19 protein-coding genes are annotated in these 13748 nt (G+C 69.9%); 12 read left to right on the top strand and 7 right to left on the bottom strand.

The genetic code is table 11. From position 1 onward, the window contains the following. The first annotated feature begins 13 nt into the window (after positions 1-13). From KBY57_RS12800 to larB, 5 genes are read left to right on the top strand one after another with little or no spacing between them, the layout of a single operon-like run. Positions 14-439: an NfeD family protein gene (locus KBY57_RS12800; protein WP_254996263.1), complete on the top strand. Its 426-nt coding sequence runs from the start codon at positions 14-16 to the stop codon at positions 437-439. Positions 440-458: 19 nt separating this feature from the next. Further along, positions 459-944 (top strand): 2-C-methyl-D-erythritol 2,4-cyclodiphosphate synthase, encoded by a 486-nt coding sequence (gene ispF, locus KBY57_RS12795; RefSeq protein WP_254996262.1) that lies wholly within the window; start codon positions 459-461, stop codon positions 942-944. Beyond that, positions 941-1369 (top strand): TIGR03792 family protein, encoded by a 429-nt coding sequence (locus tag KBY57_RS12790; RefSeq protein ID WP_254996260.1) that lies wholly within the window; start codon positions 941-943, stop codon positions 1367-1369. The genes ispF and KBY57_RS12790 overlap by 4 nt, the downstream gene beginning before the upstream one ends. After that, positions 1366-2205: a methyltransferase domain-containing protein gene (locus tag KBY57_RS12785; protein ID WP_254996259.1), complete on the top strand. Its 840-nt coding sequence runs from the start codon at positions 1366-1368 to the stop codon at positions 2203-2205. The genes KBY57_RS12790 and KBY57_RS12785 overlap by 4 nt, the downstream gene beginning before the upstream one ends. After that, complete coding sequence (larB, locus tag KBY57_RS12780; RefSeq protein WP_254996258.1) at positions 2202-2888, top strand: nickel pincer cofactor biosynthesis protein LarB; 687 nt, start codon at positions 2202-2204, stop codon at positions 2886-2888. Before KBY57_RS12785 ends, larB begins: the two co-directional genes overlap by 4 nt. Here the strand turns inward: larB and KBY57_RS12775 are convergent. The 5 genes from KBY57_RS12775 to KBY57_RS12755 all read right to left on the bottom strand — a co-directional run bounded on the left by KBY57_RS12775 (position 2863) and on the right by KBY57_RS12755 (position 6506). Continuing rightward, positions 2863-3021: a hypothetical protein gene (locus KBY57_RS12775; protein ID WP_254996256.1), complete on the bottom strand. Its 159-nt coding sequence runs from the start codon at positions 3019-3021 to the stop codon at positions 2863-2865. The genes larB and KBY57_RS12775 overlap by 26 nt on opposite strands. 115 nt (positions 3022-3136) lie before the next feature. Continuing rightward, on the bottom strand, positions 3137-4135 hold the full coding sequence (locus KBY57_RS12770) for a DUF1517 domain-containing protein (protein WP_409996455.1): 999 nt from the start codon (positions 4133-4135) through the stop codon (positions 3137-3139). 25 nt (positions 4136-4160) lie between these two features. Next, positions 4161-4367, bottom strand: a complete 207-nt coding sequence (gene thiS / locus KBY57_RS12765; RefSeq protein ID WP_254996255.1) for a sulfur carrier protein ThiS — start codon at positions 4365-4367, stop codon at positions 4161-4163. Next, positions 4364-5455: a thiamine phosphate synthase gene (locus KBY57_RS12760; protein WP_254996254.1), complete on the bottom strand. Its 1092-nt coding sequence runs from the start codon at positions 5453-5455 to the stop codon at positions 4364-4366. The genes thiS and KBY57_RS12760 overlap by 4 nt, the downstream gene beginning before the upstream one ends. A gap of 76 nt (positions 5456-5531) precedes the next feature. Beyond that, a complete protein-coding gene (locus KBY57_RS12755; RefSeq protein ID WP_254996253.1) occupies positions 5532-6506 on the bottom strand; it encodes a bifunctional riboflavin kinase/FAD synthetase in 975 nt (324 codons plus the stop codon). Between the two features lie 81 nt (positions 6507-6587). On the opposite strand from KBY57_RS12755, the gene KBY57_RS12750 reads away from it, so the two are divergent. Then, entirely contained in the window at positions 6588-7169 is a 582-nt protein-coding gene (locus KBY57_RS12750) for a DUF3611 family protein (protein ID WP_254996252.1), read from the top strand. 21 nt (positions 7170-7190) lie between these two features. Here the strand turns inward: KBY57_RS12750 and surE are convergent, their stop codons facing one another. Then, positions 7191-7976 (bottom strand): 5'/3'-nucleotidase SurE, encoded by a 786-nt coding sequence (gene surE, locus KBY57_RS12745; RefSeq protein ID WP_254996251.1) that lies wholly within the window; start codon positions 7974-7976, stop codon positions 7191-7193. 84 nt (positions 7977-8060) lie between these two features. On the opposite strand from surE, the gene pheS reads away from it, so the two are divergent. The 6 genes from pheS to KBY57_RS12715 all read left to right on the top strand — a co-directional run bounded on the left by pheS (position 8061) and on the right by KBY57_RS12715 (position 12492). Beyond that, the gene (pheS, locus tag KBY57_RS12740) at positions 8061-9068 is read left to right on the top strand and encodes a phenylalanine--tRNA ligase subunit alpha (protein WP_254996250.1); all 1008 of its coding nucleotides are present in this window, start codon (positions 8061-8063) and stop codon (positions 9066-9068) included. A 65-nt stretch (positions 9069-9133) separates the two neighbouring features. After that, the gene (locus KBY57_RS12735) at positions 9134-10051 is read left to right on the top strand and encodes an NAD(+) kinase (RefSeq protein WP_254996249.1); all 918 of its coding nucleotides are present in this window, start codon (positions 9134-9136) and stop codon (positions 10049-10051) included. Beyond that, positions 10048-10752, top strand: coding sequence for a winged-helix domain-containing protein (locus KBY57_RS12730; RefSeq protein ID WP_254996248.1), 705 nt, complete (start codon positions 10048-10050; stop codon positions 10750-10752). The genes KBY57_RS12735 and KBY57_RS12730 overlap by 4 nt, the downstream gene beginning before the upstream one ends. Then, complete coding sequence (locus KBY57_RS12725; RefSeq protein ID WP_254996247.1) at positions 10753-11238, top strand: DUF192 domain-containing protein; 486 nt, start codon at positions 10753-10755, stop codon at positions 11236-11238. A gap of 29 nt (positions 11239-11267) precedes the next feature. After that, positions 11268-11777: a helix-turn-helix domain-containing protein gene (locus KBY57_RS12720; protein ID WP_254996245.1), complete on the top strand. Its 510-nt coding sequence runs from the start codon at positions 11268-11270 to the stop codon at positions 11775-11777. Next, complete coding sequence (locus tag KBY57_RS12715; protein WP_254996244.1) at positions 11764-12492, top strand: nucleotidyl transferase AbiEii/AbiGii toxin family protein; 729 nt, start codon at positions 11764-11766, stop codon at positions 12490-12492. The genes KBY57_RS12720 and KBY57_RS12715 overlap by 14 nt, the downstream gene beginning before the upstream one ends. Here the strand turns inward: KBY57_RS12715 and cbiE are convergent. Beyond that, positions 12443-13732 carry a precorrin-6y C5,15-methyltransferase (decarboxylating) subunit CbiE gene (gene cbiE, locus KBY57_RS12710; protein ID WP_254996243.1) on the bottom strand — a complete coding sequence of 430 codons (1290 nt, stop codon included), beginning with the start codon at positions 13730-13732 and terminating at the stop codon, positions 12443-12445. The genes KBY57_RS12715 and cbiE overlap by 50 nt on opposite strands. Positions 13733-13748 lie beyond the last annotated feature (16 nt).

Raw genomic sequence — 13748 nt, 5'->3', positions numbered from 1 at the left:
GCGCCCTCACCCCATGGCTCCCATGCCCCTCCTCTGGCTGCTGCTGGCCGCCGGTCTACTGGTGCTGGGCCTGGCGGGCGCGGATGTCGAGGGGCTGCTGCCCGCCGCGGTGGTGGCCCTGGGGCTGTCGGTGGCGACGGCCTGGTGGCCCCTGCCACCCGGGCTGCAGCTGGGACTGCTGCTGGGGCTCACGGGCCTGGGGGTGCTGGGCCTGCGGCGCTGGTCGCGGCGACAACGCCACCGCAGCCTGCCGCTTGCAGAGACGGCCGAGGTGATCAGTGGCTTTGCCGAGAGCGATACGGGTCGGGTGCGCTGGCAAGGCCAGAGCTGGAGCGCTGTCAACCTCAAGGGATGCCACCCCCTGCCACCGGGCAGCTACGTCACCGTGATGGGCCGTGACGGCAACCAGCTGCAGGTGATGGGGCCTGGGGGAGACTGAGAGCAGACATCAGGGGCAGATGCAATTCCGCATCGGCAACGGCTACGACATCCATCGCCTGGTGCCGGGTCGGGCGCTGATCCTGGGGGGGCAACCACTGGAGCACCCGGATGGCCTGGGCCTGGATGGCCACAGCGATGCCGACGTGCTGGTGCACGCGATCATGGACGCCCTGCTGGGGGCCCTGTCGCTGGGCGACATCGGCAAATACTTCCCGCCCGACGATCCCCAGTGGAAAGGGGCCGACAGCCTGGAGCTGCTGGAGCAAGTGGTGGCCCTGGTGATGGAACGGGGCTGGAGCGTGGTGAACATCGACAGCGTGGTCGTGGCCGAGCGGCCCAAGCTCAAGCCCCACATCGAGGCCATGCGCAGCGCCATCGCCAGCCGGATGGGCCTGGATCCTGAGCAGGTGGGGGTGAAAGCCACCACCAATGAGCGCCTCGGAGCGGAAGGCCGAGAGGAGGGGATCTCCTGCCATGCCGTGGCCCTGTTGCAGCAGCCATGACCGTCCTGGCTAGGTTGCTGGCCGTTGCCCTGTGCCTGGCGATGCTGCTGGCCGGTCATGCCGATGTGGCGATCGCCGAGCTGGATCGGCCCGATGGCGGTTTTGAGGTGGCCGTGGTGGAGCACCTGCGCCTGAAGGTGCCGGCCGAAGCCCGCCAGGCCTGGATCGACGCTGAAAAGGGCAGCTGGGAGCCTTGGTTGGCCCAGCAGGATGGATTCCTTGATCGCCAGCTGCTCTGGGACCCCACCACCGAGGAGGGCACCCTGCTGATCCGCTGGGCCAGCCGCGACCAATGGAAAGCGATCCCCGAGCAGGACCTGGAGGCGGTGCAGGAACGCTTCGAGCAGCTGGCCCGCCAGGCCACCGGTGCGCAGCAGGGCAATCCCTTCCCGCTGGTGTTTGAAGGGGAACTGCTGCCGCCATGAGCGCCGCCACCAAGGGAGCCTCCTATGTGCTCGGCAGCCACGCCATCGAGCGGGAACGGCTGGCGCGCCAGCATGCGATCTGGCGCGACGCGATGCTGAGCTCCTGGGACCGGGCTGGCTTCGGGCCGGGTCAGCGGCTGCTCGATCTGGGCTGCGGCCCCGGCTTCGCCAGCTGCGAGCTGGCGGAGCGGGTGGGGCCGGCCGGCCAGGTGCTGGCCATCGACAGCGCCCCGGCCTACCTGGCACACCTGCAGCAGCAATTGCAGCAGAAGGCCCTACCCCAGCTGCGCACCCTGCAACACGACCTGGCCTCCTCCAGCGAGTCGCCACCCCTGGCTTTGGAAGGGGACAGCTGGGCCGGGGCCTGGTGCCGCTGGGTGGCGATGTTTCTGCCCCGGCTTGAGCCCCTGCTGGATCTGGTGAGCCAGGCGTTGCGCCCCGGCGGCCGGCTGGTGCTGCACGAATACGTGCAGTGGAACACCTTTGCGCTCCATCCCGGCGGCAGCGCCCTGGCCCGCTTTGTGGAGCGCTGCATCCAACACTGGCGCGACCATGGCGGCAATCCCGATGTGGCCCAGCGCCTACCGGCCCTGCTCGAGGCCCGCGGCTTCCGGCTGCTGCACAGCTCCAGCCTGATGGCCTGCTCCCCCAGCGACCACCCCAAAACCCAGTGGCTGCTTGATTTCCTCAGCAGCTATCCCGCCCAGCTGATCGCCGCCGGCCGCTGGAGCGCCGCCGAGCAGGCCGGCCTGGAAGCCGAACTGGCCTGGGGGCAGCGCCACGCCAGCCTCTGGGTGACGCCAGCGCTGGTGGACATGGTGTGGGAGCGGCCATGAGCGCCGAGCACCAGCTGGATCTCGGCCGCCGCCAGCGGCTGGGCATGGTGGAGGCGATCTGGGGGGAACACAAGAGCGCCGAGCAGATCGCGCGGATCCTTGAGGCCCTGCACGACGCCGGGGAGCTGGCCCTGGCCACCCGCATCTCCCCGGAGAAAGCGGAAGCCGTGACGATGGAGCTGCCGCCGGCGCTGCTGCCGCAGCTGGCACTCCAGCACCACGGCCAGGCCTGCTGCCTCACGGCCGGCCCCCTGCCGGATCCGGATCCCCGCCGCGGCCGGGTGGTGGTGCTGAGCGGCGGCACCAGCGACCTGCCGGTGGCGGCCGAGGCCCAGCTGGCCCTGCGCTGCCATGGGGTCGCCGCCGAGCTGGTGCTCGACGTGGGCGTGGCCGGGCTGCATCGCCTGCTGGATCGGCTCGAGGAGCTGCGCGGCGCCGATGTGCTGATCGCCTGCGCCGGCATGGAAGGAGCGCTGCCCACGGTGCTGGCCGGGCTGCTGCCCCAGCCGGTGATCGGCGTGCCGGTGGCGGTGGGCTACGGGGTGAGCGCCGGTGGGGTAGCCGCCCTGCACGGCATGCTGGCCAGCTGCGCCCCAGGGCTCTCGGTGGTGAACATCGACAACGGCTACGGTGCCGCCATGGCAGCCGTGCGCATCCTCAGCAGCCGGGGCGCAAGGGGGTAGGCGCGGACTCCTCGATTTCCAGCAGGGTCTGCAGCCAGAGCTGCATCGAGCGGGGCAGCCGGCCCTGCTCGTAGCGCTCAATCGCCTGCAGCAGCACGGGAGTGTTCACCCAGGAGAGTGCGCGACGACCCATCGGTGCAACCGGCAGTGAAGCGCAGTGTGGAAAGCCCACGAGGTGACCGCAAGGGCCTAGAGACCAATGTCCCCGGGCCGTTTGCGACTCGCCCCAGGACTGCCGCCCCCCGGGGCTAGAGGTGCTGCAGCTGGGGGTAGGCGGTGAGAAGCTCTTCGGTGCTGAGCACTTCGCCGGCCCCTTCCGGCTGCCAGATCACCTCGATCGCCAGCAGATCCGCCGAGCCAACCGCTCCGAGCTGCTGCAGCGATTCACGCAGCTGGTCGGCGCTGCCCGCACCCTTGAGGTTGATCCGGTTGCGGGTGGCCACCAGCAGGGTCACGGCGATGAAATCGCTGCTGGCATCGCTGTCACCCGCCGCGACGGCGGTATCGCTATAGCGCTGACCACCCACATTGCTGGTCACCTCCCGCTGCAACTTGCTGCGTTCGGCCATCGACAGACGGTTGAACGTGGCTTCCGCACTGACGAAGGGCACCTGGCCCACTTCACCGTTGGCGTACACCCAGAGGTCGGGATGGCGCAGCAGGGCCAGGATGCTCTCCTGGAGCAGGGCCTGGAGCCCGGCCGCATGGCTCGTGTCGGCGCTGCCGGCCAACCGACGCAGGTCGGTTTGCAGCTGGCGGGCCGAAGCGAGCAGGCCCACCTGCAGCTGGCTGATCGTGACCGGTCCATCGGGGCGTCCTGTGCCAACCAGATCGCCGCCGCGGCCGCTGCCGAGGGCGGGGCCCTGACCACCACCACCACCGCGCACGGCATTGAGCAGCAGACCCACCACGCCCATCAGCACCAGGAAGCCGAACAGCCCACCGCCGCCGAAGCCAAAGATCGGGATCAGGAAGGGAAAGCCAATTCCACCGCCGCCATAACCACCGCGATAGCCGCCGCTGTAGCCACCTCGATATCCCCCGCCATAGCCACCGCCGCCGTAGCTGCGGGGCATCGAGGGGGCCGAACGGAAGCTGCCGCCACCAATCCGGCCGCCGCTGGCCGCCCAGCTGGGGCTTGGATGGGCAAGCAGCAGGGTGAGCGCCAGCACCGGCACGGCCAGCCAACTGACACAGCGCCGCAGGCTCAGGCTGGGTCCGAAGGTCGGACGGGTCGGAAGCGCCAAGGCTTCGCAAGCAAGTGGTTGGAATCTAGGAACCGCCACCCACGATGGTGACCACCTCCAGCACATCGGATTCCACCACTGGCTGGGTGGGCCAGGCCTGCCGGGACAGGATCGCGCCGTTGAACTCCACCACCACCAGCCGGGGCTGGTAGCCCAGTTCGGCAAGCACCTGCTCCAGGCTCAGGCCTGCTGAGCACTGGCGCAGTTCGCCATTCACCTGCAAGGTGATCATGGGCAACCCTCTAGGGCCTGCAGCAGCGCGGCCGTGGCGGCAGCCGGATCCACCGCCTCGGTGATGGCCCGCACCACCGCCGCCCGTTCAGCGCCCGCAGCACGCACTGCCGCCAGGTTGCTGGCGTCCACCCCGCCGATGGCAAAGAACGGAATCGGGCAGACCGCCGCGGCCTGCCGCACGTAGTCGAGGCCCACCGGCTCCCGGCCGGGCTTGGTGGGCGTGGCGTGCACCGGCCCGACGCCCACGTAGTCGCAACCATCGGTCACCGCCTGCTGCAGCTGGGCGAGGGCATGGGTACTGCGGCCGATCAGGCGATCGGGGCCCAGCAGCTGGCGTGCCACCGCCGGTGGCAGATCCCCCTGGCCTAAATGCACCCCATCGGCTTCCACCGCCAGGGCGATGTCGATGCGGTCGTTGACCAGAAACAGGGCGCCGTGGGCAGCGCACAGCTGGCGCAGGGCACGGGCCTGACCAAGCTTCTGCAGGTCGTCGAGACCAGCGGCCTCCTTGGCGCGGTATTGCACCAGGCGCACCCCGGCCCCGAGGGCCGCGGCCACCACGCCCTCCAGATCGGCCACCGGCGAGGTGACCAGATACAGGCGGCAGTGGGCCAGGGCCTCGCGGCGCCCCTCCCCGCCCGTGGCCGCCAGACGACAGGCCTGCAGCAGATCCACTTCCAGGTCGTAGAGCAGGTAGCGCAGGGTGGAGGCCTCCTCCGCCAGCTCCGGATCGCTGCTGCGTCCAAACTCCTCCAGCACCCGCAGCGCCTCCTGCACCCGACCCGCATTAGCCCCAACCACAGCGCTGGGGCTGCGGCGCTCCGCCTGGGCCGGATGGCCGAGCCCCGCGGCCGGGTCGGTGGCTGTGTGGCGCGCAAATTTGTAGGCATCCCGGTGCAACCGGCCCAGCCGCTGGCGCATGTCCTTGGTGCGCACCACCAGGTCGCGCCGATCCAGGCCGAAACGGGCCCAGTCCTCCAGCACCCGCAAGCCCTCCCGGGCCCGATCGAGGTTGGCGTCGATCAGGCGATCGCGGGCTGGGTCATCGAGGCCCTCGGGGGTCAGGCTGTTTAGGGTGGGGTCCATCGCGCAGGGGCCAATGGCAGGCGAGCCGGGCGGAGTGGACAAAAACAACTCCGACAGCCCGATGCTGGTGCTGATTTCAGGGATTCTGCTGCTCGGCGGGATCGCCACCTTCATCGGCTGGGGTCTCACCCACGCTTACCCCGCTCCATAGGGAGCGGGCCCGGTCGGCATCGGCGGCAATCTGGGCGCAGAGAGCGTCGAAGTTGGCAAAGGTCTGCTGGCGGCGCAGCAGCTGGAGCGGCTCCACCACCAGCTCCATGCCGTCGAGCTCCAGGCGCCGATCCAGCAGGTGCACCTCCACCGCCGAGGGCGCCATCGGATCAACGGTGGGCTGGGGGCCGAGGTTCATCACGGCAGGCAGCAGCGGCCCACCGGCCACCGATGCCGCAGCGGCATACACCCCCTCCAGGGGCAGAAATTTGCGCCCGTCCACCTGCAGGTTGGCGGTGGGCCAGCCGAGCTCCCGGCCCAACCCCCGGCCCCGCACCACCCGGCCGCTGAAGCGGTAGGGCCGCTCCAACAGCCGCCGGGCCTCGGCCACATCCCCCGCCGCCAGGGCCCGGCGGATGCGGCTGCTGCTCACCCGCTCCTGGCCGTCCCAGAGCATCGGCAGCACCTGTACGTCGATGCCGTGGCGGGCGCCGATGGCTGCCAAGGTGTGGCTGTCGCCACTGCGGCCGGCCCCGAAACGGAAGTTGTCACCCACAGCGACGCGCTGGGCCGCCAGCTGGCCCACCAGCACCTGCTCCACGAACGCCTCGGGGCTGAGGGCCGCCAGCTCCCGGGTGAAAGGCACCAGCACCAGCTGCTCAATGCCGAGGGGTTCGAGCAGATGCAACTTCTCGGCGGGCAGATCCAGCCGCAGTCGCGGCTCGCCGTACAGCACCTCCCGCGGATGGGGCCAGAAGCTGACCACCGTCGGCGTCGCCCGGCCCGCAGCTCCGGTGACGGCCGCGATCACGCGGCGGTGTCCCTGGTGCAGGCCGTCGAAGCTGCCGAGAGCAATGGCCGTGGGCCGCCGCGCCTCCTGGGGTGATCGCAGGGGTATCAACGCTACGGAACCCAAAGGCAACAGGAGCCAAAGCGATCTTCCCATGGCACCTTTGGGGCCTGTTCTTCTCGCGATGGCTGAATGGCTGACCGCCTCGACCTGCAGCTGATTGCCGCGGCGCTGCGGCGCATGGGCTGGGTGCGCTTCTGGGCCCAGGTGGTGCTGGGTGTTGTGGTGGTGGGCGTGCAGCTGTTCAACAACATCGGCGGCCGCCTGGCGGCCAATTCATCACGGGCCATGGGCCTGGGGCCGGGCATTTCGCTCACCACCCTGGCCTTCCTGCTGCTGCTCTGGTGCATCTGGCAGAGCTGGCTGGTGGTGCGCTGCGGCCGGGCCCTGGCCAGCCCCGTGCACCCCAGCAAGGGCGAAACGGCCCGGCTGATCAAACGGGGCGTGCTCGCCGACCTGGTTGGGATCACCCTGGCGGTGTTGGGCTATCAGTCGCTCGCGGGCAGCCTGTTCGTGCAGGCCTCCCAGCAGGTGCCGGGCTTCTTCGGGGCGCAGATCCAGTCGGCGCCAGGCACGGCTGGACGACTGGTGGGGCTGCCGATCACCTCGATCGAGATGCTGTCGGTGCTGGGCAACACCCAGGTGCTGTTTGCCCACCTGATCGGGCTATGGATCAGCCTCTGGATGCTGCAGCGGATTTACCGCTCAGCCTGATCGACCGCTCAACCTGAACGTTCACGGCTCGGGCAGGTCACGGGTGGCGCCGCGCCAGAAGATGTCGGGTTGCAGCGGTGTCAGCGAGGCGCCGCCGCCATTGATCTGGGCCACGTCGGTGGGCCAGGCCGCCGGCCCGGACACCTCGGCCTCCAGGTCGTTGACCACCTCGCCTGCCAGCCAGTAGTAGGTGTGCCCGCGGGGATCCACCCGCTGCTCAAACTGATCGGTGTAGCGGCGCACTGCCGCACGGCACCAGCGCAGCGGCCCGATCGCTTCCGCCGGCCTGGGCGGCACATTGAGGTTGAGCAGCATGCGCTCCGGCCAGCCCTCGGCCAGCATCCGCTCAGCCACATCGAGGGCCAGCCTGGCTGCCGGCGCAAACTGGCGCCATTGGAAGTCGGCACTGCTCACAGCCAGGGCGGGCAGGCCCTCAATCGTGCCCTCCATCGCCGCGCTCACCGTGCCGGAATAGAGCACATCGGTGCCCAGGTTGGGGCCGTGGTTGATGCCGGAGAGCACCAGATCCGGCCACTCATCCAGCAGAGAAAAGAGCGCCAGCTTGACGCAATCGCTGGGGGTGCCGCTGCAGGCCCAGGCCTGGACGCCGTCGTCAAACAGCTCATCGGCCCGCTCCGCCCGGATGGGGGTGTGCAGGGTGAGGCCGTGGCCGGTGGCGGAGCGCTCCTGATCCGGACACACCACACTCACCTGGTGGCCGCGGGCCAGGGCCGCATTGGCCAGGGTGCGGATGCCATCAGCGAACACACCATCGTCGTTGCTGATCAGGATCCTGAGTGGTGCCATCAGGCCCAGCGCCATCTCGCTGCAACGGTACTGGGGTTGGGTCTGGGGCGGCTCCTTACAGTCGGCAATCCCTCCGCCCGTGCCGTGAGCGCCACCGTGTCCCTGCAGCAGCTCACCAACCAGCTCCAGGAGCTGGAAACTCAAGCAGCGGCAGAGATCTCCGCTGCGAGCTCCGCCGCTGAGCTCGAGGAGCTGCGGGTGGGGCTGCTGGGCAAAAAAGGGCGTCTGTCGGGGGTGCTCGGGGCGATGGGCAAACTGCCCGGCGACGAGCGACCGCTGATCGGCCAGCGGGCCAATGTGCTCAAGGAGCAGGTGCAGGCGCTGCTGGGCGAGCGCCTGACGGCCGTGAAAAGCGCCGCCATGGCTGAGCGGATCGCCCGCGAAACCCTCGACGTCACAGCCCCCTGCAGCTACACGCCGCCGGGCCACCGCCACCCACTGATCAGCACGATCGAGGAGATCACCGACATCTTTGCCGGCCTCGGCTATCGGGTGTCAGAAGGCCCCGAGATCGAAAGCGACTACTACAACTTCACCGCCCTCAACATCCCTGAGCACCATCCGGCCCGGGACATGCAGGACACCTTCTACCTGGAGGACGGCCGGCTGCTGCGCACCCACACCTCGCCCGTGCAGATCCGCTATCTGGAAAACAACCCGCCGCCGGTGCGGGTGATCGCCCCGGGCCGGGTGTATCGCCGCGACGCGGTGGATGCCACCCACTCGCCCGTGTTCCACCAGGTGGAGGTGCTGGCCATCGATGAGGGCCTGGATTTCAGCCACCTGCGCGGCACGGTGACCGCCTTCCTGCAGCAGTTTTTCGGCGATCTGCCGGTGCGCTTCCGCGCCAGCTACTTTCCCTTCACCGAGCCCAGCGCCGAGGTGGACGTGCAGTGGCGCGGCCGCTGGCTGGAGGTGATGGGCTGCGGCATGGTCGACCCCGCCGTGCTCACGGGCATGGGCCTCGATCCCGAGCGCTGGAGCGGCTTCGCCGCCGGCCTGGGGGTGGAGCGCTTCTGCATGGTGCGCCACGGCATCGACGACATCCGCCGCCTCTACACCAGCGATCTGCGCTTTCTGGAGCAGTTCTGAGCAGACAGCCAAGGCGCATCCAACCAGCCCCCATAAACTCAGACTGCCCTCCGCGCCCCCGATCGGTGCCCCGCGTCGGACTGATCGTGAATGACGGCAAGGACCTGGCCCTGGCCACCGCCGATGCCATTGAGGCGCGTTTCACGGCGGCGGGCTATGGCGTGGTGCGGGTGAGCAGCTCCGGCGGCATGGTGGGCTTCGCCAACCCCGACCAGCACCTGCGCACCCGCGGCTATGGGGCCTGTGTGCCGCCGGGCTTCGATCGCGACCTCAGTCTGGCGGTGGTGCTCGGCGGCGACGGCACCGTGCTCTCAGCCGCCCGCCAGACCGCGCCGGTGGGTGTGCCGATTCTCACGGTTAACACCGGGCACCTGGGTTTTCTGGCCGAGGCCTACCTGCACCAGCTCGAGGGGGCCCTCGACCAGGTGCTCAGTGGCGAGTGGACGGTGGAGGAGCGCACATCCTTAATCGTCAGCGTGATGCGCGGCGACCAGCGGCGCTGGGAGGTGCTGTGCCTCAACGAAATGGCCCTGCACCGCGAGCCGCTCACCTCGATGTGCCATTTCGAGATCGCCGTGGGCCGTCACGCCCCGGTGGACATCGCCGCCGACGGCGTGATCCTCTCCACCCCCACCGGCTCCACCGCCTATGCCCTCAGCGCCGGTGGTCCGGTGATCACGCCGGATTGCCCGGTGCTGCAGCTCACGCCGATCGCACCCCACTCCCTGGCCTCGCGGGCCCTGGTGTTCAGCGACCGGGAGCCGGTGACGGTGTTTCCGGCCACACCGGAACGGCTGATGATGGTGGTGGACGGCAGCGCCGGTTGCTACATCTGGCCCGAAGACCGGGTGCTGGTGCGCCGCAGCGAGCAGCCGGTGCGCTTTGTGCGCCTGGCCGACCATGAGTTTTTCCAGGTGCTGCGCAACAAACTGGGCTGGGGCCTGCCCCACGTGGCCAAGCCCGGCAACGGCACCGCGCCATGAGCGAAGCCGTGATCCTGAGCGAAGCCCTGATCCTGCTGGTGGGCCCGGAAGCCGAGGCGCTGGCGGCCCGGCTGGAAGCCTCGGGCTACGCCTGCAGCAGCGAAGCCCAGCTGGGGATCGGCGCTGGCCAGGGCCCTGATACCAGCCCCGATGCCGTGCTGCTGTCGGCCGGAGAGGCCGGGCGGATCAGCGCATTGCGGGCCCAGTGGGGCACCATTCCGCTGCTGCTCGACGTGGGCAACGACACGGTGGAGGCCCGCATCCATTGCCTCAGCTCGGGTGCCGACGACTTCTGGCTCTCGAGCCTCGGCCCCAGCGACCTGCTGATGCGGTTGCGGCTGCACCTGGATCTAACGCGCCGCGCCAACGTGCCGGCCCAGTTGCTGCAGGTGGGCGATCTGGTGGTGAACCCCAGCACGCGCCAGGTGAAACGCGGCCCCCGGCCGGTGGGGCTGACGGCACGGGAATACCAACTGCTGCTGCTGCTGCTGGAGCGCAAGGGCACGGTGGTGAGCCGCGAACTGATCCTGCGCCAGGTGTGGAATGACGATCAGGCCACCACCAGCAACGTGATTGAGGTGTACGTGCGCTATCTGCGCCAGAAGCTGGAGGAGGGCGGCGAGCGGCGGCTGATCCACACGATCCGCGGCCAGGGCTACTGCCTCAGTGAGGGCCTGCCCCAGCTGGAGGCGCGCAGCTGAATGGATGTCCGTTCCCAGCTGCGCTGGTGCGGGCAGGCGGGCCTGGCCCTGCTGCTGAGCGGCTTCACGCCCCCACCCCAATGGCTGCCGATCACGGCCCAGTGGTGCCTGGCCCCGCTGCATCCCCAGCGCTGCATCGCCCTGGAGGTGGCCGACACCCCCGAGAAACAGAGCAAGGGCCTGCAGCTGCGGCCGCCCCTGCCGCCCCTGCGGGGCATGTGGTTCCCCTACAGCCCGCCCTCGCTGGCGCGCTTCTGGATGCACCGCACCCCCGAACCGCTCGACATGCTGTTTGTGCAAGGCAACCGGGTGGTGGCGATCGAGGCCCACACCCAACCCTGCCTGCACCTGCCCTGCCGCAGCTACGGCCCCGACCAGGCGGTGGACGGCGTGCTCGAACTGGCCGCCGGCCAGGCCGCAGCCCTGGGAATCACGGTGGGCAGCCCGGTGCGGATTGAGGCGCTTGGGGGCCAGAGCGCCCCTTGAGCAGCAGGGGCGGCAACTGGATGACCAGAATGGGAAACATTCAAGCCAGTGATCCAGTGCCAGCCGCTGCCCCAAGTCCCCAAGGCCGTTGCCCCCAGCGCCTGCAGGCCATCGGCAGGCGCATCCGCGGCCGCCGGCGGCAGCTGGGGATCAGTGCGATGGCCACCGCGGCAGCGGCGGGGATGTCCCGGGTGACCCTGCACCGCATCGAAACGGGCGCCGCTTCAGTGACGCTGGGGGCACTGATGAATGTGCTGGATGCCCTCGATCTGTCCTTTGGCCAATTGGAGGGTGCGGAGGATCTCGGGGCCCAAGCAGCCATCACAACCAGAGCCGAGGCGATCGAGCTGGCTGCCTATCCCCTGCTGCAGCAACTGGCCTGGCATGTGCAAGGCACGGGCACCCTCAGCCCGGCGGAAGCGGCCGGGCTCTATGCACGCCAGCGCAGGCGGCTGGATCAGGAGGAGCTGCAGCCGCAGGAGCGCCAACTGATCGCGTTGCTGACTCACGCCATCCCGGAGCCAGATGTTCCGGCTTGAGCACCACCGCCGGATCGCCACCCTGCTGGGCCAGCTGAATCCGGAGCTTCTGCTGCGTCACCACTGCCTGTTTGGCGGTGGCACGGCGATTGCCCTGCGCTATGGGGAGTTCCGTCAATCGGTGGATGTCGATCTGCTCGTCTCCAACCGACAGGGCTACCGGGAGTTGCGGCAGCTGATCCGGCGGGACAACAGCCTGAGGGCACTTTGGAAGGATCCCCAAACCCCCCTCGAGGAGAGCCGCGAGCCGCTCACCGACCAATACGGCATCCGCGCGGGCGTGATCGTGACGGGCGTGGCGATCAAGCTAGAGATCGTGCTGGAGGGCCGGATCAGCCTGGAGATGCCCCGCGAAGAAGACGCGATCTGCGGCATCGCCTCGCTGACCCTGAACGACCTCATCTGCAGCAAGCTGCTGGCCAATTCCGACCGCTGGAACGACGACGGGGTGTTCAACCGCGATCTGATCGATCTGGCCCACCTACCCCTGACCCAAGCCAGCTGGGAGAGGGCGCTGGCCAAGGCGGAAGAGGCCTATGGCGATGCGGTGCGCACCGATCTAGGCAAGGCCCTCGAGCGGCTGCAGCAGCGTGAAGGCTGGCTGGAGCGCTGCCGTCTGGTGCTGGCGATCGAAGCCCCAAGGGCGGCGCTGTGGCAGCGGTTGATCAACCTGCAGCGGCTGGCAGCCACCCCTTCAACACCAGCACCGGATTGAGCGGCGCCAGGCGGGTGCCGTCTGCCAAGGGCGCCCCCCGCCAAGCCTGATGCTGGGCCACCGCCACGCGGCAGCCGGCCTGCTCCAGCGGCGGCCGCAGCTCCGCCAGGGCCTCCACGGTGGCCAGCGGGATCACCACCACGCCGCCAGGCCGCAGCCGCTGCAGCACCGCCGCCAGCACGGCCGCCCGCTCGCGGCCACCACCGCCAAGCAGCACCCGATCCGGATCGGGCAGCGCCGTCAGGGCGTCGGGCGCCCGGCCCTCGTGGATCCCCGCCGGGCTCACTCCGAGCCGTTCGGCATTGGCGGCGATCAGCGCCGCCGAACCGCCCCGCGCCTCCAACAACCAGCCCGCCAGGCCAGGCCGCAGCCGCAAGGCCTCCAGGCCCACCGAGCCCACGCCAGCGCCGATGTCCCACAGCACGCCGCACTCGGGCAGCTCCAGATCCGCCAGCAGCTGGATGCGCACCTCCCGCTTGGTCATCAGGCCCGGGCGGTCGTCGTGCTGGAGGAACAGGCCATCGTCGAGGCCGAACAGGGGCAGGGAAGCGGGGGCGACGGGAGCGGGTGGCTCGGCGATCAGCAGCACCAGATGGAGCGGATCTAGATCGGCCGGCAGTGGGGTCTGGGGAGAAAGCCGCTGCACCCGCTCCTCGGGGTGCCCCAGCCGCTCGCAGAGCCAGACGGCATAGGCCGCCTGCAGGCCCGAAGCCGCCAGAATCCACCGCACCTCCTCCGCTCCGCCGCGGCTGGGGTCGGTGAGCACCGCCAGGGCGGCGGGCCTTTTCTGCAGGGCCGCCGCCAGGGGCTCCGGGTCGCGGCCGTGCAGGCTGATCCAGCTGGCGTCCTGCCAGGGGCGGCCGATCCGGGCGAAGGCCAGCTGCAGCGAGCTGGGGGCCGGATGGAAGCGCAGCTGGGCCGCCGGGAAGCGCTGCAGCAACAACCGGCCGATGCCAAACCAGAGCGGATCACCGCTGGCGAGCACCACCGCCGGCTCGCCGCTGGCCAGGGCCTGCTCCAAGGGGCCGACGATCTGATCCGGCCGGTCGCTGGCCAGCAGCGCCGGGCAGGGTTGCTCCTGGGCGATGCGCCCGGCCGCCTGCTCCGCGTGCCACCAAGGCTCCAACGGCCCCAGCAGCCGCGCCGGCGCCACCACCAGCCGTGCCCGGCGCAGCAGCTCCAGGGCACGGGGAGCCAGAGCGGCCAAGCCACTGGCATCGGTGCCGATCACCTCCAACACAGCCTGCTGCGCCAGG

Origin of the sequence: Cyanobium sp. Aljojuca 7D2, from assembly GCF_024346415.1 — a bacterium.
Classification (GTDB): Bacteria; Cyanobacteriota; Cyanobacteriia; order PCC-6307; family Cyanobiaceae; genus Cyanobium_A.
The sequence above is the reverse complement of the archived record's forward strand: the minus strand, read 5'-3'. Positions and strand labels throughout refer to the sequence as shown.

Coding starts and splice junctions, on each gene's coding strand:
- KBY57_RS12790 (WP_254996260.1), top strand. CDS start 941: ATGACCGTCCTGGCTAGGTTGCTGGCCGTTGCCCTGTGCCTGGCGATG.
- larB (WP_254996258.1), top strand. CDS start 2,202: ATGAGCGCCGAGCACCAGCTGGATCTCGGCCGCCGCCAGCGGCTGGGC.
- KBY57_RS12775 (WP_254996256.1), bottom strand. CDS start 3,021: ATGGGTCGTCGCGCACTCTCCTGGGTGAACACTCCCGTGCTGCTGCAG.
- KBY57_RS12785 (WP_254996259.1), top strand. CDS start 1,366: ATGAGCGCCGCCACCAAGGGAGCCTCCTATGTGCTCGGCAGCCACGCC.
- KBY57_RS12730 (WP_254996248.1), top strand. CDS start 10,048: ATGAGCGAAGCCGTGATCCTGAGCGAAGCCCTGATCCTGCTGGTGGGC.
- KBY57_RS12720 (WP_254996245.1), top strand. CDS start 11,268: ATGGGAAACATTCAAGCCAGTGATCCAGTGCCAGCCGCTGCCCCAAGT.
- KBY57_RS12760 (WP_254996254.1), bottom strand. CDS start 5,455: ATGGACCCCACCCTAAACAGCCTGACCCCCGAGGGCCTCGATGACCCA.
- KBY57_RS12800 (WP_254996263.1), top strand. CDS start 14: ATGGCTCCCATGCCCCTCCTCTGGCTGCTGCTGGCCGCCGGTCTACTG.
- ispF (WP_254996262.1), top strand. CDS start 459: ATGCAATTCCGCATCGGCAACGGCTACGACATCCATCGCCTGGTGCCG.
- thiS (WP_254996255.1), bottom strand. CDS start 4,367: ATGATCACCTTGCAGGTGAATGGCGAACTGCGCCAGTGCTCAGCAGGC.
- KBY57_RS12750 (WP_254996252.1), top strand. CDS start 6,588: ATGGCTGACCGCCTCGACCTGCAGCTGATTGCCGCGGCGCTGCGGCGC.
- surE (WP_254996251.1), bottom strand. CDS start 7,976: ATGGCACCACTCAGGATCCTGATCAGCAACGACGATGGTGTGTTCGCT.
- KBY57_RS12725 (WP_254996247.1), top strand. CDS start 10,753: ATGGATGTCCGTTCCCAGCTGCGCTGGTGCGGGCAGGCGGGCCTGGCC.
- KBY57_RS12715 (WP_254996244.1), top strand. CDS start 11,764: ATGTTCCGGCTTGAGCACCACCGCCGGATCGCCACCCTGCTGGGCCAG.